This is a genomic window from Calothrix sp. CCY 0018 (genome assembly GCF_963920925.1).
Lineage (GTDB): Bacteria > Cyanobacteriota > Cyanobacteriia > Cyanobacteriales > Nostocaceae > Rivularia.
Genome location: NZ_CAWUDI010000063.1, coordinates 12,082 through 36,993, shown reverse-complemented (window position 1 = coordinate 36,993; position 24,912 = coordinate 12,082). Strand labels below are relative to the sequence as shown.

At 41.8% G+C, this 24,912-nt stretch carries 19 protein-coding genes and 1 pseudogene; 12 read left to right on the top strand and 8 right to left on the bottom strand.

Annotated elements, in window-relative coordinates; translation table 11 throughout:
• The first annotated feature begins 205 nt into the window (after window positions 1–205).
• Window positions 206–1,171, top strand: a complete 966-nt coding sequence (locus ACM03V_RS30860; RefSeq protein ID WP_414624631.1) for a tyrosine-type recombinase/integrase — start codon at window positions 206–208, stop codon at window positions 1,169–1,171.
• 47 nt (window positions 1,172–1,218) lie between these two features.
• Here ACM03V_RS30860 and ACM03V_RS30855 read toward each other — a convergent pair whose 3' ends face one another.
• From ACM03V_RS30855 to ACM03V_RS30830, 6 genes are all read right to left on the bottom strand, one after another.
• Window positions 1,219–1,605 (bottom strand): type II toxin-antitoxin system death-on-curing family toxin, encoded by a 387-nt coding sequence (locus ACM03V_RS30855; protein WP_414624630.1) that lies wholly within the window; start codon window positions 1,603–1,605, stop codon window positions 1,219–1,221.
• Window positions 1,602–1,799 carry a DNA-binding protein gene (locus ACM03V_RS30850; RefSeq protein WP_414624629.1) on the bottom strand — a complete coding sequence of 66 codons (198 nt, stop codon included), beginning with the start codon at window positions 1,797–1,799 and terminating at the stop codon, window positions 1,602–1,604. Before ACM03V_RS30850 ends, ACM03V_RS30855 begins: the two co-directional genes overlap by 4 nt.
• A gap of 261 nt (window positions 1,800–2,060) precedes the next feature.
• Window positions 2,061–2,336 (bottom strand): hypothetical protein, encoded by a 276-nt coding sequence (locus ACM03V_RS30845; protein ID WP_414624628.1) that lies wholly within the window; start codon window positions 2,334–2,336, stop codon window positions 2,061–2,063.
• A complete protein-coding gene (locus tag ACM03V_RS30840) occupies window positions 2,337–2,471 on the bottom strand; it encodes a hypothetical protein (protein ID WP_414624627.1) in 135 nt (44 codons plus the stop codon). It abuts the gene before it with no gap.
• Window positions 2,472–2,535: 64 nt separating this feature from the next.
• Window positions 2,536–3,480, bottom strand: a complete 945-nt coding sequence (locus ACM03V_RS30835; RefSeq protein ID WP_414624626.1) for a ParB/RepB/Spo0J family partition protein — start codon at window positions 3,478–3,480, stop codon at window positions 2,536–2,538.
• Window positions 3,480–4,232: a ParA family protein gene (locus ACM03V_RS30830; protein WP_414624640.1), complete on the bottom strand. Its 753-nt coding sequence runs from the start codon at window positions 4,230–4,232 to the stop codon at window positions 3,480–3,482. The genes ACM03V_RS30835 and ACM03V_RS30830 overlap by 1 nt, the downstream gene beginning before the upstream one ends.
• A gap of 281 nt (window positions 4,233–4,513) precedes the next feature.
• Here ACM03V_RS30830 and ACM03V_RS30825 point away from each other — a divergent pair, with 281 nt between their 5' ends.
• From ACM03V_RS30825 to ACM03V_RS30775, 11 genes and pseudogenes are all read left to right on the top strand, one after another.
• Window positions 4,514–5,173 (top strand): hypothetical protein, encoded by a 660-nt coding sequence (locus tag ACM03V_RS30825; protein WP_414624625.1) that lies wholly within the window; start codon window positions 4,514–4,516, stop codon window positions 5,171–5,173.
• A 69-nt stretch (window positions 5,174–5,242) separates the two neighbouring features.
• Window positions 5,243–6,238, top strand: a complete 996-nt coding sequence (locus tag ACM03V_RS30820; RefSeq protein WP_414624624.1) for a radical SAM protein — start codon at window positions 5,243–5,245, stop codon at window positions 6,236–6,238.
• Between the two features lie 3 nt (window positions 6,239–6,241).
• Window positions 6,242–6,985, top strand: a complete 744-nt coding sequence (locus tag ACM03V_RS30815) for a formylglycine-generating enzyme family protein (protein WP_414624623.1) — start codon at window positions 6,242–6,244, stop codon at window positions 6,983–6,985.
• Window positions 6,986–7,012: 27 nt separating this feature from the next.
• Entirely contained in the window at window positions 7,013–7,564 is a 552-nt protein-coding gene (locus ACM03V_RS30810) for a hypothetical protein (RefSeq protein ID WP_414624622.1), read from the top strand.
• A gap of 179 nt (window positions 7,565–7,743) precedes the next feature.
• Window positions 7,744–8,418, top strand: a complete 675-nt coding sequence (locus ACM03V_RS30805) for a class I SAM-dependent methyltransferase (protein WP_414624621.1) — start codon at window positions 7,744–7,746, stop codon at window positions 8,416–8,418.
• Window positions 8,419–8,614: 196 nt separating this feature from the next.
• Window positions 8,615–8,725, top strand: a pseudogene (locus ACM03V_RS30800) (IS5/IS1182 family transposase); the annotation flags it as partial.
• 221 nt (window positions 8,726–8,946) lie between these two features.
• Window positions 8,947–9,363: a hypothetical protein gene (locus ACM03V_RS30795; protein WP_414624620.1), complete on the top strand. Its 417-nt coding sequence runs from the start codon at window positions 8,947–8,949 to the stop codon at window positions 9,361–9,363.
• 81 nt (window positions 9,364–9,444) lie between these two features.
• Window positions 9,445–10,473 (top strand): AMP-binding protein, encoded by a 1,029-nt coding sequence (locus ACM03V_RS30790; RefSeq protein WP_414624619.1) that lies wholly within the window; start codon window positions 9,445–9,447, stop codon window positions 10,471–10,473.
• A gap of 64 nt (window positions 10,474–10,537) precedes the next feature.
• Window positions 10,538–13,021, top strand: coding sequence for a GNAT family N-acetyltransferase (locus tag ACM03V_RS30785; RefSeq protein WP_414624618.1), 2,484 nt, complete (start codon window positions 10,538–10,540; stop codon window positions 13,019–13,021).
• Window positions 13,018–17,268 carry an amino acid adenylation domain-containing protein gene (locus ACM03V_RS30780; RefSeq protein WP_414624617.1) on the top strand — a complete coding sequence of 1,417 codons (4,251 nt, stop codon included), beginning with the start codon at window positions 13,018–13,020 and terminating at the stop codon, window positions 17,266–17,268. Before ACM03V_RS30785 ends, ACM03V_RS30780 begins: the two co-directional genes overlap by 4 nt.
• A 234-nt stretch (window positions 17,269–17,502) precedes the next feature.
• Window positions 17,503–18,942 (top strand): sodium/proline symporter, encoded by a 1,440-nt coding sequence (locus tag ACM03V_RS30775; protein WP_414624616.1) that lies wholly within the window; start codon window positions 17,503–17,505, stop codon window positions 18,940–18,942.
• 385 nt (window positions 18,943–19,327) lie between these two features.
• Here ACM03V_RS30775 and mobV read toward each other — a convergent pair whose 3' ends face one another.
• Window positions 19,328–21,103, bottom strand: a complete 1,776-nt coding sequence (mobV, locus tag ACM03V_RS30770) for a MobV family relaxase (RefSeq protein ID WP_414624615.1) — start codon at window positions 21,101–21,103, stop codon at window positions 19,328–19,330.
• 739 nt (window positions 21,104–21,842) lie between these two features.
• Window positions 21,843–24,776: an AAA domain-containing protein gene (locus ACM03V_RS30765; RefSeq protein WP_414624614.1), complete on the bottom strand. Its 2,934-nt coding sequence runs from the start codon at window positions 24,774–24,776 to the stop codon at window positions 21,843–21,845.
• Window positions 24,777–24,912: the final 136 nt, after the last annotated feature.

The following is a 24,912-nucleotide window of genomic DNA, read 5'->3' as shown; positions in this document are numbered from 1 at the left end:
TCTTATAGGATAAAGCTTTGGCGCAATATTATCGACGGTGGTGCTGCGAGCGTACCACGAAAAAATAAGGGTTACAGATACTCGTTTTCATAGAGATGTGCGACAAAATTTCACTTTATGTGCCTTCCTTACAGTGTGTGTAAGGGAAGGACAAAGAAAAGGTAGAATAAATATCGAAAATAAAACTTTTCGATAGTTGTTTATTATGTCACTCCCAGACAAGCCGCATACCGATATAATTACTAACCCTTTTGCTATTCCAGCAGAACGCGATTTGTTGCAGGAGTTATTGGTGGGGAAGCGCAACAAAAGTACCCGTCATGAGTATGCGAAGGATTTAAGAAAGTTTTTTCAGGCTGTGGCAGCAAAGGAACCGACACCTGAGTTGGTGGCGCAGTTTTTAGAGATGGAAAGGTTTTCTGCTGTAACTTTGGTGTTGCGGTATAAGGCACAGTTAATTGATTTGGGATTGAAGGAAGCTACTGTTAATCGGCGGTTGGCGGCGATTAAGGCGTTGGTTAATTATGCTTATAATGTGGGCAAGTGCAGTTGGACTTTGGCTGATATTAAAAGTGAAAAGGTAAAGCAGTACCGGGATACGACGGGGATTAGTCCCGAAGCTTTTAAAAAAATGTTAGCAATACCGGATAGAGATACGTTGAAAGGTAAGCGGGATTATGCCTTGTTGCGGTTGTTATGGGCGAACGCGCTACGTAGGGAGGAAATATCCCGATGTAACATTGAGGACTTGGATTTAGAAGCAAAGACGCTGGCTATTTTGGGGAAGGGGCGGGGTACGCAGAAGGAAATTATTGATTTACATCATAAGAGTTGTGCGGCGCTTATGGATTGGTTGTGGGTGCGGAAGGAATTAGACATTAAGCAACCGTTGTTCGTTTCTTTACGTCCGCGCTACGGGCACAGGTTGACGGGTGACGGTATCCGCAAGATTGTGGCGGGGATATCCAAGGAGGCGGGGATTTCTAAAATCATCAGCCCGCACAAAATCCGGCATTCGTCGGTAACTGCGGCGTTGGATGCGAGTGAAGGGGATGTTAGAAGCGTGCAAAAGTTGAGCCGTCATGCGAGTTTAAATACTTTGATGATTTACGATGATAACCGCACTAAGGCACAGGGGAAAATTACTGCGCTTTTGGAAGATTTGGTTTAAAACACCAAGATTTTTCGGTGCATTAGGACTGAAGTCCATAACGCACCCTACCGAACTTTGACATGAGATTTTAACCAATGTGTAAATTCTTCGCGGTTAAGTTTACCCGATGCTAAGGATAGGAAGATAGATTCTTGTTCATCTACAGAAGCATCAATTTCTACACCATTCATGACTAGAAAAACCTCCATTGCGGCATGACCAATCCGCTTATTACCATCGATAAATGGATGATTCATTACCAACGAAAATCCAATTGCAGAAGCTTTATCGACAAGTGTTGGATAAAGCTCCTCTCCGCCAAAAGTCATGTAAGGTTGAGCAAGTGCAGATTCTAAAGCACCAAAGTCTCTTATACCCAATGCTCCCCCAGACTGCTCAATAATTTGACGATGAAGTTCAATAACTTCAATAAGCACTAAGTAACGAATCATCCTAATCGCCGATAAAGTTCAGCATTTTTTTGCATTACGTAATTAGCAGCTTCTGTAAAATCACTTTTAGGATGATTCAATAAATCTTCTACACTCGCAGATAATAACTCTTCGGTAGAGATTCCCAATTTTTGCGCTAATTCCTGTAATTTTTGCAGTTGATGTTCTGAGATATTAATCGTTATTGCTACCATATTACTTCCTAATCGCTTAACTATTTTCCTGTTGTTCTTTCTAAAGTAACCTTCCTCATAAATTGCAGAAAAATCAACCTTCTTCCTCTCCTAATACTCCAATTGTTTGGTAGAAAATACCCAGATACGCTCGGCTGGTTTACGATGATAATCACACCGACTAGCGCAGGATAAGATTGCTGCACTTTCAGAAGATTTAGTTTGATAAAGATAATCGTTATCATCAGGAGTTACTGTTCACGGGCAGATTTGTCCTCCACGTTATTCCCCTACTTCATCCTCAATATAATTTAAATCAAGTTGTACGCCGAAAGGTAGGGTATTAAAACCATTATTTTCTAAAGCTAGAATTGCTTCTTCTACGGACGAATTGTTGATTGTTTCTCTCGGAGCTAGGGATGAAAGTAGGTTGTAAGCTTGAAGGTATTGATAAGCAGTATAGTCAATCCAGCGGTTTTGAAAGAATAGTGCATCGTGAAGTGCTATTACTACTTCTGTTATGGGATTGTCTATGTATTTATCGCGCAGCAAGTGCATTTATCGCAGCAAGTTATCTGCATATACAGCTGCCATTGGCTCTCCGGAGTAAGTAGAAAGCTTTTGTAAATCTTCCAAGATATGGTCGGTGATTTCTACTGCTGAAACGAATATAACTGTTTGTTCGGTATTCATAAAGCTGTCCGACGTGACGGGTGGATTTAATATACCGCAAAAAAATATTTTTTCAAGAAACGGTTTAATTTTGCTTCGCCTCGCTTTCCGAAAGCAACTTTTCCAAATCACCCAACAATCTCTCTAACTTCTTACGCTTTCTGGTGTCGTCCCATATTTTGGTACTCTTCAACCGCTTGCCAACATCCGAGTATCGTCTAGTTAGTTGTTGCTGTTCGGTTTCCTCACTATCGGTTTGGTTTTGCTCTAGTTTTTGTATCAGTTCTTTGATTTGAGTTAGTGATAAATTTTGAGAAATTGCGTCATTCAACAAGTCAGAACGTTGTTGCTCGTCTTTAACTCTTGCAATCGCTCTCGCCTTGGTATATTCTATTTTCCCTTGGCACAGTACCTCAAGCACATCCAAGGGTAAGTTTAGCAGCGGCAAACGGCTCGTGCGGAAGCTTTCGGCATTAAATTTACCGATACCAGCTAAAATAGTTTCGATTTGTTCTAACTTACGGGAAACGTTTTCCGTTAACTCTATTTTGCGTTTTTTAGCGTTAGCAGCTTCGTTAAGAACTGATTTAATTTCTTCTGGTTTAACATCCATTACTATTGTTAATAGTTCCAGTATTGCTTCTACTTCTTCTACTGGATTGAGGTCTTCTCGCTGTAAGTTTTCTAGTAATGCTACTTGCAGGGCTTGTTTGTCGTCGAATTGTTTGCTGACAATTGGTACTTCTGTAAGTCCTGCTTCTTTGGCTGCTCTTAGCCTTCTTTCTCCGGCGATGAGTTCGTATTTGTCTTGTTTTAAGGGGCGTACTAATAATGGTTCTAGGATACCGTGTTCTTTGACGGACTGCACCAGTTGTGCCATTTTATCCTGGTCAAAGTAGCGGCGGGGTTGCTTATCATTAGTTTGAATTTTGTTGATGGCTACTGTGGTTTGGCTTGTCTCCGCATTCATGCTGATTAAGTCTTGAACGCCGCGCATTTGGGGGACTTGTGTTGTTTTTCTTGCTGGCATTAGAGTTTCTCCATTCCTTTTTGGATTTTATTTAAAATTGTTATTGCTGGGTGTTTGGGTGCGTATGTGGCTAATGGTTGGCGGTTCATTGCTGCATCGGCAAAGGCGGTAGCGCGTGGAATTGGGGGGTATACGGTAGCAAGTGGTTCTAGTTGGTCAATGAGCGCTTCTAAGATAATTTTATCTTGGTTGGCGTTGCTGTAAAGTGTGGGAACGAATCCTGCAATAGTTAGTTGGGGGTTAACGTGTTTTTTGACTTGCTTGATGGTATCAAGCAGTAGTTCTGTACCTTTGAAAGCTTTGAAGTGGGTTTGGATAGGGATTAGTACGTGGGTAGCAGCGGTAAGGCTAAGAATGCTGAGTATTCCTAATGATGGGGGACAGTCAATAATGATGAAGCGATATTGGTTTTTAATTGGTTCTAAAGCTATTTTGAGTCGGGTTTCTCGTGCCATAACGGTAGCTAGTTGCAGTTCTACGGCACTCAGCGTAATGTTGGCTGGCAGTAAATCCATGCCGTGTAGGTTGTCGTGAATTGAAGGTGGCGTTTCTTCGTTGAAAATGGAATCGCCAACGGTTTGTTCTAACTCGTGGGGTTCCAGACCCATGAAAGTTGTTAAGCTTCCTTGCGGGTCCATATCAACGAGGAGCGTTTTGTGTTTATGGAGGTGTAGTTGATAGCCAAGATTCATGGCGAGAGAGGTTTTCATCACCCCGCCTGCTTGGTTGAAGATGGCAATTATTATGGTCACATCCGGTACGTGAGTGTTTAAGAAGTTATTGTGATATGTAACATAATAGGGGTTTAAGACAAAAGCGTCACAAAAATTAATAAAAGTAATATTGGTTAAATCTTGATACTGCTTACCCATTCATATCCATTTTATAGTTTTCTAATATTAAGGTAAAATATTCCGCAGGTTGATTTTGTAAACAAGGAAAAAAGAGTTTATATGAACACTGAAAGTAGCACAAATGATGGAGAAATTTGCGCTCGATTTAATGCAAAGCAGTACTAAGAGGAGATTTAGTTATGTCATTCGTTACTTGGAATATGCAAGGAGGAACAGACAGCATTGAAAGTAAGTGGACAAAATACGTGCAACAGCTTGTTAATAAATTCAATGTTGTCTGTTTGCAAGAAGCTGGTGCGCTACCGAATACGGCTGTATTGGCAGCACCACCTCCTTGGGCAACAGCAGCACCACCTGCGGGATTTAATTGGCAGTACGCAAATTGGAATATTGGTACTAGCAGCCGCCCAAAAAATGTTCATATTATCTGGGGAAATTCAGATCCTAATGGCAACCGAGTCAATCTTGCAATTTGTTCATTAGCTGCTCCGGCAGCGCTACTCTATGGAGTACCTGGTCTCCCTAATGGACGACCTAGCTTAGGGATGCAATTCGGAGCTGATAATGTTTATACCCTACATGCTTTTTCTAATGGTGGCGGGGATGCAGCAGAATTGTTGACCAATATCAATGGTGGTCCCGCACCATGGTTTGCACTTGGAGACTACAATCGTGAACCAGTGTGGGCGGTTCCGGCTGGCGTTATGTGTCCTCCTGACAAAGCGACTCATCAAAGCGGAGGGAAGTTGGACTATATGGTGAAATCGGCTGGTTCGATTCAAACGGGACAGGTGCAACAGGGAGGTTCTTGGTCTGACCATTTTTTCGTCGCTTACTAATACTAACTCAAGTGCGATGCCAAACTTTTTTATTTTGGTTCAAGAATACAGGGAAAAAGACTACACGATATGGAAACTAAAGAGCAACTTTTACGCCCAATTTATATAGGTAAGCGGAATTTTCTTGGTTTAAAAGATTTGGTCATTGCGTTTTACGCTCAAAGATGTCCATTTCAATGTTCTTATTGTAGTTTGCCAACAAAATCTCATCCCGATCCGCTGCCAATCAATCAAATTAAACAACAAATTGATTGGAGTTTTGAGCAATATGCGAATGAATTGAGTAGTTTCCAACAACTTTCAGTAGGTAACGAAGGGTCTATTCTAGATCGGGAACGTTTTCCCAAGGAAGCAATAGTTTACTTACTTGAGCAAGCACAAGCGCTTTCTTCTTTGAAAGTCTTATCCCTAGAAACCCGCCCAGAATATATTTTACCGGCAACGATGGAGGAAATTTTCCATTTAACCCGTGCTGATATTGTGGATGTGACAATTGGCTTTGAAACACAGGACGATCATTTGCGCGAAGTAATTTTGAATAAAAGCATTCGTCGGAAAACTTTTGAAGCCAAGATTAAGTTACTGGGAGAAATGGGGGTTAGACTGACAAGCTACGTGTTGTTAAAACCTGGACCAACAATGACTGAAGAAGAAGGTATAAAGGAGGCTATTCTAACAATTGAATATCTTGCAGAAGTCTGTCAAAAATTTGGTACTGATTTGGTGATTTATCTAAATCCAGTATACGTAGCCAAAGGCACACCTTTAGCCAAAGCTTTTTCACTTCATCAGTATAAGCCAGTTCGTATCCAAAGTGTTGTTCAAGTTATTACTGGAACTCGTGATTTGAATATACCAATTTATACAGGTTTGTGGTCGGAAAACAATACTGATGGTTATGGTGATTATACGGTCCATAAGGATTATCAACCAGAAATCCGTAACGCTTTGAAACAGTTTAATAAAACTCAAGATTTTGCTTTGCTTCAACCTTTTCTTTTTATCGAACTTGATGACAGCCAGCCGGACAGCCCAACCAATTCTGCTGTGAATAACTTTAGGTGAGCAATGTTATTAAACAGCTTTGACTGGGTTACGATCGACGCAGGTTTATTTTGGATGGGCACCGATTTGGGGGTAGATAAGGTCGCAGCTGCGCTAGACTGGGCTAAACAAGTTGAACTACCACAACACGAAGTCTATTTGCCCAGCTACCAGATCGGTCGTTTTCCTGTCACCAATGCACATTGGGCACAATTTTTAGCACACACCAATTATTCTTGGGCTGACCAAGATAAACTGTGGGGACATGGTTTGCCAAAAGGTCAAGAAAACCATCCCATTGTGTGGGTGACGTGGCATGATGCTGTCGCTTTTTGTAGGTGGGCGGGTGTTCGTTTACCCACTGAAGCTGAATGGGAAAAAGCGGCTCGCGGGATAGATAAACGCCTATATCCCTGGGGAAATCACGCGCCGACCTCCCAATTAGCTAATTATGACAACCTGGTTGGTCAGACAACACCAGTAGATGCCTATCCACAAGGTAAAAGTTATTACGGCTTATTTGATATGGCGGGTAATACCTGGGAATGGACAAGTACGATTTGGGGAACACTTACCCATAATCCTGAATTTAGCTATCCTTATCAAGTTGATGATGGGAGGGAAAATATGGATAATCAAGATATTCTGCGCGTTGTGCGAGGCGGGGGGTGGAAATACACACCGGATTTGATTCGCTGTGCTTACCGCGATTGGAACAAACCGCATGTCAGGGGAAGCGGACTTAGCTTTCGTGTCGTCGCACTTTAACACAGGATACAACGGAGAAAACAACGAATGGACACCGCCACCATCATCTTAGATTTGCCACCTGCAATAACCGATAATTACCTGCAAAGCCACACTAATGTGGATAGCTTAACCGATCAGTATCAGAAAAGTTATCAGTATATTCGTCGTTCAGCCAAACCGATCGGCTTTTTAGTCCATGAGAAATTAGTGCTGAAACTCTATCATATGCTACGGGAAACCGAGCCATTGCCACAAAATTTGCAAGATAATTTACAATCTTTTATCCTTGACGAAATTAATCAAGGGCGTGTGGATGCAAAACAAGGTGTTGGTTTTGCTATTTTGTCCCAAGGATTCTTGAGCATTAACATCTGGGGGCGTGGCAATGTGTTGTTTACCCAAACGTATACAGTTGAAGGCAGTTTTCCTGAATTATCGCCAAAACCACTGGAAAAAACGGGGGTGGCTTGTACGTGGGAAATTAAAATTATGAATCACGAATATGCTTTATGGCATCACTATCTTGAAACTAAGATGAGCATTGCTGATAAAAGAACTTATCTCCAAAGTTTCATTACAGGTAACTTATTTTACTAAAGGTTCAAATAATACCTTTATTTTTTTCTTCGTGATTGTTCTCTTCTTCCTTACTGGCATCAATGTAGGCGTTATGTCCTTGATTTCAAAGTCAAGCTTTGATGCGAGAGTCGTTCAACAAGATCGTAAGCTATAGCCTAATAGCAAGTTAAAATCAATGATTCCAAACTGGAGATTTTATGTCTAACACAGAAACTTACACTGAATGGGATGATCATACAGAACAATATCAAGCTTACTTTGACGATCCGTCCGAGAAAGTTTCGTCTACAACTGTTTTTCCAAAGATTCTACAAATACTAGGTAATATTGAGGGAAAAACAGTGCTAGATTTTGGTTGTTCTATGGGTCGATTCTCAAGAATAATGCACGATATGGGAGCAATAGTGACTGGTTATGATTTATCGCCGAAAGCGGTGGATATCGCCAAATCTCTGGATAGTAAGAGGAATATAGAATACTTTAGTAGACAAGAAGACTTAAAAGAAAATTATTATGAAATTGTTATTTGTTTTATGGTCTTACTGTGTAATCCCTTACCTCAAGCCTTTCAGCTTGTAAACGATATTTACACATATACAAATCCAGGTGGAATTGTTTGCTTTGTTAACACCAATGTAGCAACACTAGGGCATGGATTCCAAAATTTTTCCTCCCAAGAAATACCACAGGAGCAGAAGGAAGGAAGTCCATACCAGACCAGAATTCCCACAATAAAAGGCGATATAGTTGTAACTGATTATTTTTACACCTCGGAACATCTCAAACAAATGTTTAAGAATAATAAATTTCAACTACAAGGTGAAGAAATAATAGCAGAGCAATTCATTCTCCATATCTTGAAGAAAAATTGATTGACTTAGTTATAGTTGCGAAGGGAGCCTTTATTCTTCCTAAGTACAGCGTTGCATTAAATCAAGCGCGAATTTCTCCATCATCTGCGCGTAAACCCAAGTTTAGAGTATTAGGAACGCTTGCTAAAGAGCAGGAAAACAAACTGGAAGAAATAGGAATTACGCCTAGACAAGAAGTTACATCCAACAAAATATCCGTACTATTAATCGAATCAAATAGTTTCGTCGTATCGCCACGCGATACGAAAAGCTTGCTGAAAATTATACTGCGATGTTAACGTTCGCGTTAATTTTATTGCGGTTATAGTTTGAAAACACGCCCTAGACGTGTTCGTATACAGCGCAATGCTCTCGTGACTGAATAGCATAGAAGTATTAAAGAGTGTATCCCAATTTCGCAAAAATACCGAGATGCGATCATCAGTTTGGGGATTTCCGAAATAGTAATCGCTATCAAGCGTGCATTGAGCGATCGCGAAAGTTTATTTGTCTACTGCAAATTTACACCCAGCACAATATTAGGGTAGTATGTTGCAATACACCAAGTCAAACGTAGTGATATCGTTAAAGAGGTTTGCGATGATTTTCCGGAATGCGGTAAGAACACTAATAACAGTGATGGTTATAGCGTTAGGGCTGGTAGTACATATGGGTAGTGCGCTGGCGAATCTGCCGATGCAGGACTTGGCTCCAACCAAGAGTGTGCCCTATAAACCATTGGGCACGGTGACGGAGATTGGGGTTCTGTACCAGCGTGCAACAGATCCATTGCAGACTGCGCTATTACAGGTAGAAGGCAGTACCAGTTGTAAAAAGAAACTGTCAATACCTGAACAAGATATGGAACAACACAGTTTTAATTGTCAATCAGGTGGGAATAAACTGACGCTAACAAATAATGGTGATGTGACGTTAAGGGTTGGGGTCAACGATATAAGCTTGTAGAACGCAATAGGCGCGAAATTTAAACCACAATTTGTGAAAATGATGAAATAATTTTTTGAGTACAATACAGATAAACAGATTGTGGAATATTTGCAGTCCCTAAAGCCTAAAGTTGAAGAAGCTCTGTTGTCAAACTCATTAGTTGACGACTGTGTAGTTTTGATAAGGGAGACTCAAACCTGTCAACCCGAATTAGTTGCTTACATCGTCTCCACTTTGCCCGTATCCTCAGACCAAATCCAATCCCAACTGCAAGAGACTGTACCAAAAGCTTTGTTGCCAAAAGCTTATGTACCAGTTCCTACTATACCTCTGACGGATACAGGACAGGTGGACGAAGCCCAAATAGCTAGTTTAGAAGTTATTGACTCGGACTTAATACGTAATGTAGAAGAACAACTACAGTCCGAGTCAGAAATTGACCGTGTTGCGGTTATAGTTGAGCAGCAGCTTAAGAGTATCCCTCCTCTTCATTTAGACGATTTGCTACCCGACACTCAAGCGATGCCTCCGGCAACGTCTCCGACGAACGCCGTTGAAAATAGCCAAACTCAAGAACAAGCAACCACACCTACTAAGGAAATAGAAAACAAACGCTCGCCAGATGCAAAAAAGCTAGCTATCAGTCACGGGGAACCCTTACACTACTCCCAAGACGCTCCGAAAACTTTAGGAGAAGTGCTACAATTCGCGGCTCAACAGTCAACTAAAGGTATTGTATACATTCAGTCGGATGGTAGCGAGAAAGTTCAATCTTATCGTGAATTATGGCAGGATGCACAAATAATTTTAGCTGGATTGAAACAGCTAGGACTCAAGCCCCAAGACAAAGTAATTTTTCAACTAGAACACAATCAAGATTTCATCCCGGCTTTTTGGGGCTGCGTACTGGGGGGCTTTGTTCCAGTACCGATATCGATTGCTCCAACCAATGAGCAAGTTAACAGTACCACAAGCAAGCTACATAATACTTGGCAGATGCTGGGGAAACCCCTTGTACTTACAAGCGCTTCTTTAGCTCCTAAGATTCGTGGTTTGTCAAAACTTTTTAATTTAGAAGATTTTCAAGTTGAAAATATTGATAAGCTGCGTGTCTGCGAACTAGTCTAACCTGGTAAAGAAGAGCGCTGCTTTTTGTTGAAGTGGTCGTCTTTTTTAATAAATAGGAAAAATTATGTTAGATGTAATCAATCGTTACCTGCACGGGTTTGTAGCCGTTCCTATAATTTTGACTTGTAAAAAAAAGGGTCTATTTGAACTCCTGGCGCATCAAGGTTCACTGACTTTAGAGCAAATTGTTGAATTGTTGGGGGCAAACGGTGGGCATTTCCAGGTGGCTTTGAGGATGATGCAATCGCTCAATTGGCTTGAACGAAATGAAGCCGAGCAGTATTCTCTAACGGATGAAGCTGATATTCACAAGGAGATACCAGAGGAAATCCTCGACTTATACCACTTGCCAATAGAGTCCTATTTAATGGGACAGCAGTCGGGTTTTCTTAAACGTTGGATCGAACTTTCCTGCCAACGGTGGAATGTTGACAACCCGATGATAGCAGACTTCTTAGATGGAGTTCTGCTCATACCTATTTTGCTCGCGCTTGACAAACACAACCTACTTGTAGAAGACAAAGATAAATCCTTGTTCTCAGAATTTAGCGCTCCTGTACGCGAGGAATTGTACGAACAGTTTGTAAGCCTTGGGTGGGCGCATCAGAAAAAAGATCGTTTCTGTCTCACCGATGTGGGTCGAATTATAGTAGATCGGGCGTTAATTACCGGAACCACAGCTTCCTACACTCCCATGTTATCTCGCATGACGGATGTCCTATTTGGCGATTGTCAGGCTGTATTCCACAGAGATGCTTTAGGTCACGAAAGCCACATCGATCGCACTCTAAACGTGGTAGCTAGTGGATTTCAACACAAAAAGTATTTTGCAGATGTAGAGAATGTCATCCTATCTATTTTCAATCGGTTGCCAATTGAAGAGCAGCCAAAGTATGTTGTGGATATGGGTTGCGGGGATGGAACTCTTTTAAAGCGGGTGTACGAAACGATACAGTCAAAGTCTGCCAGAGGTAAAGTACTCAAGCAGTATCCCCTGTGCGCGATCGGCGTAGATTATAACGAAGCGTCAATAAATGCAACTGCACGCACACTAGCCGATATTCCCCATCTGGTTTTGCAGGGGGATATTGGTGCCCCGGAGCAAATGATAACTTCTTTGAAAGAACATGGCATTCACGACCCAGAAAACATCCTTCACATTCGCTCCTTTCTCGATCATGACCGCCCCTTTATTCCTCCTCAGAATTTAGATCGGGTGCAGGATCGCTCTGGGCTACTATACCAAGGTGTTTATGTAGATCCATCAGGAGAGCTAATTCCTCCCCATGTAATGGTGCAGAGTTTGGTAGAACACCTCGAACGATGGTCAAGAGTAGTTACCAAGCACGGTATAGTTATTCTGGAAGTCCACTGTCTAGAACCGGAAGTGGTAAGCAAGTTTTTAGATAAAAGCATAAATTTGCATTTCGATGCCTATCAAGCATTTTCAATGCAGCATCTCGTAGAAGCAGATGTTTTTCTCATGGCAGCGGCGGAAGTCGGCTTATTCCCGAAGTTTGAGTTGTCCAAAAGATATCCGAAGACATTTCCTTTCACCCGTATTACGCTAAATTGTTTCGAGAAAAGACCTTACACAATTCGTCACCCACATTTGTCAGACCTGCTGACTTTAGTTAACTTAGAAAACAAGTGTTGCCCAGAATATTTACGAGCATCGTCTGATGAAATTCGGCAACGGATCGAGCGTTTCCCGAACGGGCATTGTGTCCTAGAAATGGACGGTCAAGTTGTGGGAGTCATTTATTCCCAAAGGATAAACAGTACTGATGTACTTAACAAGACGACTTATGCGAAAGTTCCGTCGTTGCATACAAGGCTTGGCTCAGTCATCCAACTTCTCGGTATAAATATCCTTCCAGAAATGCAGGTAATGGGTAATGGTGACGCTCTAATGGAATTTATGCTTCAGTTGTGTGTCCTAAAAGGCGGTATTGAGCGTGTGGTATGCGTAACTCGTTGCAAAAACTATGTTCAATATGCCCATATTCCCATCACAGAATACATTCGTCAGCAAAATGATTTAGGGCAGCTTCTAGATCCAATTTTGCGCTTCCACCAGCAGGGTGGAGCCACCATTAAGGGAGTAATTCCGAATTACCGTCCAGAAGATATTGATAATTTGGGCAATGGAATTTTAATTGAATATGAAATCAAACCAAATGTTAATACTAGTGAAGAAAATTTAAACCACAACGCTCTAATATCGGCAACATCAGCAGAAAAAGAGCAGTTGTTGGAGACTCGTATTAAAGAACAAGTAGCAAGAATAATGGAAGTTTCTATCGCTGAATTAGATTTAAAGCAATCGCTAATTCAACTGGGACTTGATTCTTTAATGGCAATCGATCTGAGTAATGTACTTATGAGCGAGATGAAGGTGGACGTGTCCACAATGAAAATTCTGCAGGGGTTGAGCATTTCCCAATTAGTAGAGCTATCGCTTGAGCAACTAACTTTGGAGAGTATAAAGCTATCGGTTTCACCATCAAATGAAGTTAGTGAAGATACGGAAGAGTTTATTTTATGAACCTTAATCAATTTTTAACTGAACTCTCCGATCTAGGTGTGAAATTATGGACTGATGGCGACCAGTTGCGCGTTCGTTCTCCAAAGGGAACACTGACACAAAAGCAACGTGACTTGTTGACATTGCATAAGACAGAGCTTGTCACATTGCTGCGTTCTAGCAACATGAGCGCAAGTAATATTAACCTACCCCTTGTAAGAGTCGAAAGAGAACTAGACTTGCCTGTGTCTTTTGCTCAGCAGATGATGTGGTTTCTTTATCAAATGGATAGGGAAAGCCCGCTTTACAATGCAAGTTTCTCTGTGCGGATTATCGGTTCACTCTCTGTGACAGCTTTGGAGCAGAGTATCAACGAAATTATACGCCGTCACGAAGTCCTTCGGACTACCTTTCTTACGGTACAGGGCATCCCCGTGCAGGCGATTGCCCCCACCTTCACAATAACCTTGCCCGTGGTGGACTTGCAGGGTTTACTAGAAACAGAAGTGCAACAGGTAGTTACCAAGTCGGTTCGCCAACCATTTGACTTAAGCATTGGTTCTTTGTTAAGAGTTACCTTGCTACGTCTTGAGCCTGAGTCCCACTTGTTGATATTGACTATGCATCACATAATTACAGATGGCTGGTCAATAAAGATATTCTTCAAAGAGTTAGGAGTTCTCTATCAAGCTTTTACTGCTGGCAAGCCTTCTCCCTTATCAGAGTTAACGATACAATATGTTGATTTTGCAGTTTGGCAACGGCAATGGTTAACTAGGAAAGTTTTGGAAAAGCAACTAAACTATTGGAAACAACAGTTAACTGACGTACCGCCATTGTTGGAGTTGCAAACCGATTATCCGCGCCCCCCGGTTCAGACTTTTTGTGGTGCTACTAAAGAATTTCAACTCGACCCACATTTAACTAAGCAACTAGTAGCCTTGAGCCAAAAGTCAGATGTTACGCTGTTTATGACCCTGCTAGCGGCTTTTGCAATCTTACTCCATCGTTACACAGGTCAAGATGATATTTGTATTGGCTCTCCTTTTGCTAACCGCAGCGGCACAGAAATAGAACCACTAATTGGCTGTTTTGTCAATACCTTGGTGTTGCGTACTCAGCTCGAAGAGAATCCTAGTTTTTCTGAATTCCTCCTTCATGTGCGCTCTGTTGTCTTAAATGCTCACGCGCACCAAGACGTACCATTTGAACAAGTAGTAGAAGCACTACAGCCAGAACGTTCCCCTGGCTACAATCCCCTGTTTCAGGTGATGTTTGCCTTACAAAATTTCTCGCTCGATACTTTAGAGTTACCCGGTATTACCCTAACTCCAGAGTTAGTAGAGCGGGGTACGGCTCAGTTTGATTTGAGCCTGGCGATTTGGGAGACAAAAAAGGGATTAATGGGGTCGTGGGAATATAACAGCGACCTGTTTGATTCCACTACGATTGCTAGGATGATAACTCATTTCCAGATTTTGTTAGAAGCTATTGTTGAAGCGCCTAACCAAAAAGTTGTGGAATTACCTTTGCTAACCGAGTCAGAAAGGTATCAGTTATTAGTGGAGTGGAACAACACTACAAAAGAGTGTCCCTTCAATAAATGTATCCACCAGTTGTTTGAAGAACAGGTACGAAAAACCCCTCATTCCGTGGCAGTGGTATTTGAAGGAGAGCAACTAACTTACCAGGAGTTGAACACCAAAGCAAATCAACTAGCACATTACTTGCAAACTCTAGGTGTGGAACCAGAAGTTTTGGTGGGAATCTGTGTAGAGCGATCGCCCTTAATGGTAGTAGGATTGTTGGCAATTTTCAAAGCCGGTGGTGCTTATGTGCCTTTAGACCCAGCTTACCCTTCTAAGCGCTTGGCTTATATGTTAAGTGATTCTCAGGTGTCTGTGCTGCTAACTCAGGAAAAATTGGCATCCTTGTTGCCTGTGAGTGCAGCACGGGCAATATACTTAGATAGCAACTGGCAAAATATCGGCGCTCTAAGTAAAGAAAATCCACTCACTGAGGTTAAACCCAGTAACCTGGCTTATGTGATTTATACTTCTGGGTCTACCGGCTCACCAAAAGGAGTGATGATAGAGCATTGCTCCCTTGTAAATTTTGTCTTGTCTGCCATAGCGGTATACAATATTACACAGTCAGACCGCGTTCTTCAGTTTGCTTCTATTGCCTTTGATTGGGCTGTGGTAGAAATTTTTCCTTGCCTTTTGGTAGGCGGAACACTGGTTCTACGGACTGACGATATGCTGATGTCTGGCAGCAGATTTATACAACAATGCCGCGAGTGGGAAATAACAATGATGGATTGGCCGACATCCCACTGGCATCAGGTGATGGTGGAACTGGCAGCAGCAGAAGAGACACTCCCAGAATCTTTGCGGGTGGTTTCTGTTGGGGGAGAAGCAGTCAAGCCAGAAACCTTAAAGCTGTGGCAACGTTGCGTGAAGGGATTGGTGAATCCTCCGCAATTGCTCAATGGCTACGGACCTACGGAAGCAACAGTCGTGGCTACTTACTATGAATTGTCCGAGTTCATAGCCAATAATCCTGCTGCTTCTTGTGTGCCCATCGGAACCCCTATCGCTAATGTTAGTACTTATGTTCTAGATAGTCACCTTCAACCTGTCCCAATTGGTGTTCCTGGAGAATTGCACATTGGTGGAACTGGCTTGGCTCGGGGTTATCTGGGTCGCCCAGAAGTAACAGCAGAAAAATTCATCCCCAATCCCTTTAGTAACGAACCATCTGCGCGTCTTTACAAAACTGGCGACTTAGCCCGGTACCTAAGCGACGGTAGTATTGAGTTTTTAGGGCGCATCGACAATCAGGTGAAGATTCGCGGCTTCCGCATCGAATTGGGAGAAATTGAAGCTGTACTCACCACACACCCTCAAGTAGAAGAAGCAGTTGTTATCGTCCGCGAAGACAGCCCCGGTCACAAGCGTTTAGTAGCTTATGTGGTCGTGAGTGACTATTCCTCAATCAAAAATCAATTGCGGAACTTTCTCAAACAGAAACTACCAAATTACATGGTACCATCTGTCTTTGTGATGTTAGATGCTCTGCCGCTTACCCCTAATAGCAAGGTAGACCGTCGTGCTTTACCAGCACCAGATACGAAACCAGATGACTCAAAGGGTTTTGTTCCCCCCCGCGACACAGTTGAACAGCAACTACAGCGAATTTGGTCGGAGGTTTTGCAGCTTTCCACTGTTGGAGTTGAGGATAACTTCTTTGAATTGGGAGGCCATTCTCTTTTAGCTATGCGCCTAATGGCTCTCATAGAGCAGCATTTTAAGAAAAATCAGCCCCTAGCAACGCTTTTCTCTAATCCTACTATCGAACAGCTGGCTAGTTGTCTTCGCTCCTCAACAGATTCCTTACCCTGGTCTCCTTTAATAGCGATTCAGTCTGGTGGTGACAACCCGCCGTTTTTCTGCGTACCTGGAATTGGCGGAAATATTATATACTTATATGAGCTTGCGCGTCATCTAGGAACTAACCAACCGTTCTACGGTCTGCAAGCACTCGGTCTTGATGGGAAATCGCAGCCCCATACCCACATTGAGGATATAGCTACTTACTATATTCAAGCGATACAAACTGTGCAACCAGAAGGACCATATTTTCTGGGAGGGCATTCCTTTGGCGGTCAAGTTGCCTTTGAGATGGCGACGAGGTTACAGAAACAGGGGAATTCCGTTGCTCTACTTGCGATTATCGACGCTGTTGCGCCAATTCTTGATAAGAACTTGATTAGTGTTGATGTTGATGATGCAGCTTTAATGGTTAATTTTTTCAGCTTCATTGAATACACGTTCTCCCTTAACTTGAAGGTATCCAAAGAAACTCTTGCTGACCAGACTACTGAGGAGCAATTGCACTATCTCAAAGAACAGTTGATACGAGTTAATTTGTTGCCACTTGATGCAGGAATAACGTCAGTTCAGGGATTGGTGCAAGTTTACAAGGCTAACAATCAAGCTTATCGTCTTTATTTGCCACAGCAGGTGCAACTTCCTCGAATCGTGCTTTTCCGTGCTAGGGAGGTTGATGTACTTAAGGATGCTACTGAGGAGTTGACACAGATTTTAAAAGAACCTGCCTTGGGGTGGAACGAGTTTTCTGCAAATGTAGAAGTTCATGTTGTGACTGGGAACCATATGACCATGATGCAACAGCCGCACGCACAGGAGTTAGCCGCACAACTACGAGCAAGCTTGGAGCAAGCACAGGCACAAGTGATGAATTGATGTAATCTCATGTCCGCTATCCGCAGTTACGATACGTCCGCAGCGAGTGGAACAAAGTGGAATGACGCAATTTCAAAGTTTCTGCGATGAACCTTTCTCTGAGCCGCACCAAGGCGTGAACGCCGAATGCTTCACGCAGTAAACAATGACAAGTATTTAACCGGACATAATATAAAACCCACATTCCGCATAATAAAATGTCAAGGATGAATTAAAAAAATTAACATATCAATAATGAATTCGATCATAGTTGTTTGTACGTTTATAGTTTTTTTAGCAGTATTTCTTTGGATAGGTGTAATTGCTGCCAAATATTCAAGCAATACAGAGGAAGATTACTTATTAGGAAATCGTTCGTTCGGTAAATATTTCGTTGGTTTAAGTGCTGGCGCAACCAATTTTAGTGGTGTGGCTATGACTGCCAGAGTTGGTTTGGGATATACTATAGGCTTCCAAGGGTTGCTAATAACCTTAAGCTTTATCTTGGCAGATTTAGTCTTTTGGAATTTATTTCCCGAGCGGATTAACAATATCTCTCGCACCCAAAATTCTCAGACAGTACCAGAATTTCTCGGAGCTAATTTTTTCCAACCTCAACATCGTCGTTTAATTGCAGCGATTGTCGCACTACTTACAATTATTTTTGTCGGAGTACGTACTGCGGCTCAGTTTTCAGCATCAGCCAAGATACTAGAAATTTTCTTTGGACTTAACAGAGAGTGGGGAGTCGTTATCACAGCAGCAGTAATTTTAGCTTACTGTATCACTGGTGGTATTCGCGCTTCGATTTGGACTGATGTAGTACAAGCAATTATAGTTATTTTTGTCGCTTACTTCATGCTGATTGTAGTAGCGATCGCAGGAGGCGGATTTACTGAAATTATCACTCAGCTTAAACAAATAGAACCGCAAATGTTAAGTCTTGTTGGCGACTTAAATTGGTGGCAAACTATCTTATATGTTATTGGTTTTGCTGCATTGGGGCTTGGTTTTAACTTGAGTCAACCTCAGTTTCTAGTGCGTCTGATGGCTGCACGCAGTCCCCAAGATGCCAAGCAAGCAGGATGGGTATATATGCTGTTTGGTTATTCTATTGAGATCGCCATGACTTTATTTGGTGCTATTTGTCGCATTTTAATTCCCAACATTAGTGACCCAGAACAAGCTTTGCCAATCTATACCATTCAAAATTTCCCCCCAATCTTAGTGGGAATTGTCTTAGCGGGTTTTTTCTCAATTATGGCTTCGACAGCAGATTCTCAAATTCTGGTATGTTCCAGTGCTTTAGGGCGAGATATTTCGTCTGCTTGGCATCATAAAATGGCTAGAAAGCATGGAGTAAAATTTCAGCAGTTTATGACTTTGGTGGTCGGTATTTTGGTGGTGATACTTACCCTTTCTACCACTTCTACTGTATTCAATCTGGCGTTGTTTGCTTCCGGTGGTATAGCAGGTTCTGTTGGTCCGGCGATGTTTATTACCCTTATTGGCAGACGTACCCACCACCTGGCATTAAGTAGCACAATGCTGGTAGGTTTATTTACGGGCTTAGGCTGGCGACTATTGGGCTTCAATACAGTCCTGAATGAAACGGTTCCCGCATTTGTGGTGGCGTTGATAACACATGAAATATTAATGATTTGCCGATTTAGGCAAAAGTCATTTAAAGATTAACTACGACACAGAGTTTGTGCAGCAATAGAAAAGCAGTTGCAGCGCGGTTGGCAACAGATTGTTTACACGACTAAATTTTTTATAATCCTAGCAATATTATCTCAATAGTAGTTATCGTTATTACTTGCTTTCTCAAAATACCTAAGTACTATCGCACGGTTCCGTGCGATGTGGCGTGTTTATAAATACAACAGTTATGGTATTTAGGCTACAACCATTTATAACAAACATTCCGCACTTTGTAGCTAAAAGCACCTGTGAAAAACGGGCGTTGTGATGCCCCGCATAAAAGAAATAACGTTAGTAAACGAGTAATATAGCGGATTGCGGGGGCAGCATCGCCTGTTTTAGCGCAGCGTTCACAGGTGCGGCTCCCCGCTTCGTATCAATCTAATTCAATACCTCGCTTAACCGATTTTTGTCTTTGTTGCAGTCTTTCCCTCTCTTGTTGAAGCTGCTCGCGAAGAAGTCGTAAATCATCATTCCAAGTTTCACCTGCTTGAGGTTTGACTCTACGAGTTTCTTCTAGTTGTTCCGATACTTGTTTGGCTAGCTTCTCTCCAGAAGATGTAGCACTATAAGCTAAAATAATTTCGCCACCACTTGACTGAATGCGTTGCAGTAAATGTATCTGACTTTCTGAAATAGAACCATTTGCTGTTAGAAATACCGTTGGTTTTTTGGGGTTGGGGTTGAGCGATGCAAGGGACAACACTTCAATCGGCGAATCTGCTAGAGCAACTTGGTGTAATTTACCTTCGTCGAATCCTATACCAAACCAGCCTTCTGTACGACTGGAACCTAATGCCACTCCATTGAATTTCTCACCTAAAATACTGGCTCCCGTCACCACAGTTCCTTGCTTTAACTGTTCTCTACTGGGGGCGATTAAATAGTGCTTAATTACAGCATTACCTTGATTGTCAGCATAGATACGATTGTGGGAATGCTCTGTTTCTAAAACTTTGTCGCTAATTCCATAGGTGTTGGTAAGATAGCTTTTTGCTTGCTGCCATTTCGGTTCCGAAAAGAAAGGTGGTTGGAATTTAGGTGTAGGGTATTGGAGAATGTCTGGTTTTATCTTCTTCATAAAGTTGGCGATCGCCGTTTCAGTTCCAAACTGAGAAGCAAGCCAACCAATGCTTTCACGTTGTTCTACATCCAAAACTGTTTGTACTAAATCGATGGGATTTTCTCCAGTTTGTTTGGAATCAAAGGAATTAACAGACTTAGTAATAAATTTATTATCGTTAATTACTAGTACCCTATCTGCACTAAGCCAAAGTGAAGACTTATTTTTATCGCGCTCGAAGCCCAGTTGATAGGCTACATCTTCTAAAGAAATATCATAGGGCGATTCGGATAACTCTTCTATTTTCTTTTTTTGAAGCTCAATTTGCAGCTGTAACTGTTGGTTTTGTCTTCTTAATTCGTCAGCTTCTTTTTGTTTTGCAAGGGCGGTTGCTTCCATCTCCCGACGCTGACGTTCCGCTCTATCCCTGTCCCTGGCTTTATCGCGCAGTACTAAAATATTATCTGTTTGGGGAGAATTTATATTAGTGTAATATCGTCCGATATCAATATGCGTCGCCTTACTTCCCCGTATCCCGCGTTCCAAACCAAGGGGTTTCATCGCTTGAGCGTAATCATCTTGCCATTCCCGTAACAATTTAGGAGAACCGAAAAACGCACTGGCATTGAGTTTACCGCGTTTATCAATTGGCACCATATGCGCGTGGATATGGGGCGTAACCTCATCCAAGTGAGCGGCGGCTGAGATTATGCGATTGCGCGGAACGGAGATTCCTTCAGACGTAACGCTAAACCGTTCCTGCAACCATTGCTTGTTGAAGTTAAGCCAACGGTTTAATTGTAATTGTTCGTATTCACCAGGTTCGGTTTGAGTACTGGGACGAAAAAACTCTGGAGATGCAGATAAAACTAGTTCTACGCACAGCACGGCATTCTTGCGAATAGTTTGGTTGCCAATATGATTAAAGGTTTCTTCGACTAAATTTTGTTCGGGATTACCCATTAACCAAACATTCTCTTTATAGGGATTAGCATTGGGCGTTTCTCTATCGCGTTGAACGTGACTAGCAGAACCCGCAATTTGTCCGCCGGTTTTTAGTTTTTTCGTTAAAAAAATTGCGTATGCCATAATTATTAAATTCTTAATTTTTATAAATGTTTCATTGGCGCTTCTGTTTGACGCTAGGTAATTCGTAAGATGCATAAAACCACAGTGCGTAGCGCACCTACGCTCGCGTATGTACAGTAATTAAATAATCCGCTCATAAAGACTTATTTAATTGTCGAAGCACCAACTATATTTATCTTCTTCAAATAAATTATCAGTTTGGGGTTATTAAACCGTAAGTCAGTAAAGAGCGTCTTTCAATATCTCTCAATCCTTCTATTTACAATAAAAATAGATAATTAATGAAGGAATTAGAAGGAATTAAATAAATTCCGTAATAAGTACACTCTTGGGTTTAAAGAAGGAGCTAGCGCAACGCTCGTGTGCGGGGAAAATGGCAGATGCCGAGCGCTATTTACGACGCGGAATTTAATACAGAAGCTGGAAGAAGGAATTAATTCACAAAAAAACAACAGAACTTGGTAAAGGCAATTATTAGTGGTAGATGAAACGCGCTACTGATGGCTAACAGAACAAAAATTAAAATTTATCCGACGAGCTTATTTACATATTTTTTAGGCAAGGTATTAATCCCCATTAACTTGTCTCAATCCTTCTTATTCCTTCTAGAGAATAGTTGAGCAGAAAACTGAGATAAAATAATCGTTTCTATGTTTCATAAATTAATTACGAATTACGTTCGCGTAAGCCTCACTGCAAGCGCTGTTCCGATTTGGTAAAACATTCACCCAAATTACCTTCAAGCAGCATGACGCGGATGCGCTATATTACGTAATTCCCCATGCTGATTAATATGCTCGACAAGCATTTTAGAATAGCCACCTGCTTGTTCTAAACGCTCCAAATTGCCGACCAAAATAAACAACTCCTTAGCACGACTTACAGCCACATTCAGTAGATTTGGACGGCGGTTGATAAACCACAGACTATCTGACGGACGACACTGGCGAGTTGATAGAATAATCGCTGATTTTTCGCCTCCTTGGAAAGTATGAACCGTACCAATACTGCCAGGAGAAAAATCTTGCCAAACTGATTGCAAGTGCGATTTGAGCGCGTTTGCTTGACGGCGGTAGGGAGAAATGATTCCTATCGTTTTATCGTTGTCTGGTGAATTAATGCAGTAGCCCGCTTCAAGTAGTTGAGCAACAATTGTTTCCACTGCCAAGACTTCAGCCGGGTTAGTGTGGGATTCGTATTCACCGCTCACGTGGTATGCAATTAGGTTGGAGCCAAGCAGCGATGGTTTATCTGGGGTTTTGACAACCATGCCGTAATTACAAGTGCGATCGCAATATGAAATAATCGGCTCTACGCAGCGATAGTGTTCTTTGAGAATAATCCCTTGTCCCATGTCTCCGGGTTTTCCACTCGCACCAGCAGCCCGGTGATAAGCAGTGGCGGTATTGGTAGCTGTAGGGCTGTAGAGGTCGTAATATTCTGCTGTTAGTCCCCGTGCATTAAAAGCTTGGTTGCAGTACTGTTCTAGGGTTTGCTGGGTTAAATTCATTACTGGTTCGAGTTGCATGGGGTCGCCCACAAACAATGCTTGATTGCAGCGCACTAACACCGGAAACGCTTGGTGGAGTGGTATCATCCCGGCTTCGTCTACAATTACCCGGTCGATGCAACCGCTGTCGGGGTAGGGGAAGAGGTTGCGGATTGAATGCAGAGTTGATGTAAATACGGGGAATATAAGGCTGAGATTGCGGTAGATATTGCGCCAATCGCGTGCTATGGTGCGGAATGCATCCCATTCGCCGTTGAGAAAGGCGATATAAGTTTTGATGGAGTTGATTACTTCCGAATTGCGTTGTAAGGCGATTAGTTGCAGATATTGCCACGATAGTTCAAACAATTGCACTTGTAAGTGATGATGTTCGGTGTTACTGGGGGTGCAGTTGTGTTGGGTGGGAATTGATGCAAGTTTCTCTTCAAGCTGTAGTTTGCAAGTTTTCATCTCTTCAAGACGACGAAGGGCATTTGACATATTTCCCGAATGTTCGCGCCATTGGTTTGCAGCTTCTAACTGTTCGGTAAGGGCAGATTTTGCAGCAATTAACGATTCTCGCGTCAACGGCATTTGAAATGGAAAAGGTGTCGCCAGAGTTGCAGATATGGGAATTTCAATTTGTTGGTACAGCCGTTTAAGAATATGTCGGTCAGTAGTTTTAGTCAATTTTCGCCAGAGTTTGACTAACCAGCGTTGGAATCTTGTCCACCAATTATTATTTCTGCCGTTATTTAATCCGTTTTTAGTACAATACAGCGCACGAATTGCATTATTTAGATGCGGTTCTATCTCCAAGTAGGCATCAAATGGGTATTGGGAATAGTCAGTTTTAAAAAGTTGCAGATTGAGTTGATGGGAATCACCATTACTCCCTAGTAACTGAGAAAAATCTGTACTAACTCCTCTTTCCTGGTCGGCTATTTCTTCTGTCAACACTTGGATATCTACATTCAACTGCGACAACAATTTCTTATCAGCAGCTTGTTGTTGCACGTATAATTGGTCTTGGTTTTGTAGATTTTGAATTTGGTTTTCTACTGCTAGCAATTGAGCAGATATTTCTTCTAATTTGATTGCGTCAAAACCTTGTTGTTGCAACCAATCAAGCGCAGCCTGTAACTTGGGCAGTAATTGTTGATTAATTAACTCTTTGCTACCTCCTGACAAACAAAAGCGTTCCGTTCCTGTTATGGAGGATAATCTTTCCTCAACATTAGTTACTGCCCGATTATTAGTACTGGTAACTAAGGTTAGATTGCTTATATCTTCTCCTGTTTGTGCTAAATGTACCGCCCTTTTTACTACTTGCTGCGCTATGAGGTGTAAGGTAATTGTTGTTTTAGCATTACCTGGTGGTCCAAAAGCTGCGGTAAGAGGATTGTTTTGAGCGTGTTTGAGAACTGCGGCTTGCGAATCGGTTGGGGGATGGGTAGGAAAAGCGCCACTATACAATGTTTCATGGATTGGTTCGTTTGGTTTCCCAAACAAATATTCGTAAGCAGGATGTCCCGGTTGCGCCCATGAATAATGTTGCGTGTCCAGAATTTTCTGCAAATCTTTTTTTAAGTTGTAATTCCAATTTCCCAAACTGCACTGAAATAAATAAGGATTGCGCTTGGTTGTGAACGGTTTGGGAGGTACTTCAATCAAGTCAACAAAATCTTGTAGGGTATGAAAAGGTTTTTTAAAAGTCGTTTCCAAAAATACTTTTAACCCTTCAAGCGTTACTAAATTTTCTGCTTCCTCTTCATCTAGCTCGTAAAATTCCATCAAGTTAGGAATGATTGGTTGAAAGCTGCAACTAATTAAATCCCATCCTTTAGCGCGATAATTACCCGTAAATATTGCAGAAATATCAATCGCAAATAGAGGATAAAAGCGGCGACTGTTATCAATGACTCGCCAAATAGAAGGAAACGTCACAGCTATTTTAAAATCATTAGTTTTACCTTTTTTAACAAATAGCTGATATTCTTGTTTGAGTTGCTTGAAAGTAGATTCATGCAATGAGAGATTGTCGCCAATGATAGAAATACCTTTATCAAAGATTTGTTTGCTATCATCGGCAGCATTGATTTGCGCTTGACAGAGGTTTTCTAAGTAGAAAAAATCTAGCCAAGCATTTAATATCTTGGTAATTTTTGAATGGTGATTGGACATTTTTATAGCATTTGATTAAATCTTGGTTTTGGCGCAGCATCAGTTTCCGCTATTAACGTGCGACGCTTAATAGAACAACAAATATGGGGAAGACAGTACAAAACTATTTCATGACTGTACTAACTTCCGCGTAATT

Excerpts from the sequence above, each read along its gene's own strand:
- ACM03V_RS30810 (WP_414624622.1), top strand. The coding sequence starts at position 7,013 with ATGGACACCGCCACCATCATCTTAGATTTGCCACCTGCAATAACCGAT.
- ACM03V_RS30840 (WP_414624627.1), bottom strand. The coding sequence starts at position 2,471 with ATGAATACCGAACAAACAGTTATATTCGTTTCAGCAGTAGAAATCACC.
- ACM03V_RS30835 (WP_414624626.1), bottom strand. The coding sequence starts at position 3,480 with ATGCCAGCAAGAAAAACAACACAAGTCCCCCAAATGCGCGGCGTTCAA.
- ACM03V_RS30855 (WP_414624630.1), bottom strand. The coding sequence starts at position 1,605 with ATGATTCGTTACTTAGTGCTTATTGAAGTTATTGAACTTCATCGTCAA.
- ACM03V_RS30850 (WP_414624629.1), bottom strand. The coding sequence starts at position 1,799 with ATGGTAGCAATAACGATTAATATCTCAGAACATCAACTGCAAAAATTA.
- ACM03V_RS30805 (WP_414624621.1), top strand. The coding sequence starts at position 7,744 with ATGTCTAACACAGAAACTTACACTGAATGGGATGATCATACAGAACAA.
- ACM03V_RS30845 (WP_414624628.1), bottom strand. The coding sequence starts at position 2,336 with ATGCACTTGCTGCGCGATAAATACATAGACAATCCCATAACAGAAGTA.
- ACM03V_RS30860 (WP_414624631.1), top strand. The coding sequence starts at position 206 with ATGTCACTCCCAGACAAGCCGCATACCGATATAATTACTAACCCTTTT.
- ACM03V_RS30765 (WP_414624614.1), bottom strand. The coding sequence starts at position 24,776 with ATGTCCAATCACCATTCAAAAATTACCAAGATATTAAATGCTTGGCTA.
- ACM03V_RS30795 (WP_414624620.1), top strand. The coding sequence starts at position 8,947 with ATGTTGCAATACACCAAGTCAAACGTAGTGATATCGTTAAAGAGGTTT.
- ACM03V_RS30785 (WP_414624618.1), top strand. The coding sequence starts at position 10,538 with ATGTTAGATGTAATCAATCGTTACCTGCACGGGTTTGTAGCCGTTCCT.
- ACM03V_RS30815 (WP_414624623.1), top strand. The coding sequence starts at position 6,242 with ATGTTATTAAACAGCTTTGACTGGGTTACGATCGACGCAGGTTTATTT.
- ACM03V_RS30820 (WP_414624624.1), top strand. The coding sequence starts at position 5,243 with ATGGAAACTAAAGAGCAACTTTTACGCCCAATTTATATAGGTAAGCGG.
- ACM03V_RS30775 (WP_414624616.1), top strand. The coding sequence starts at position 17,503 with ATGAATTCGATCATAGTTGTTTGTACGTTTATAGTTTTTTTAGCAGTA.
- ACM03V_RS30825 (WP_414624625.1), top strand. The coding sequence starts at position 4,514 with ATGTCATTCGTTACTTGGAATATGCAAGGAGGAACAGACAGCATTGAA.
- mobV (WP_414624615.1), bottom strand. The coding sequence starts at position 21,103 with ATGGCATACGCAATTTTTTTAACGAAAAAACTAAAAACCGGCGGACAA.
- ACM03V_RS30780 (WP_414624617.1), top strand. The coding sequence starts at position 13,018 with ATGAACCTTAATCAATTTTTAACTGAACTCTCCGATCTAGGTGTGAAA.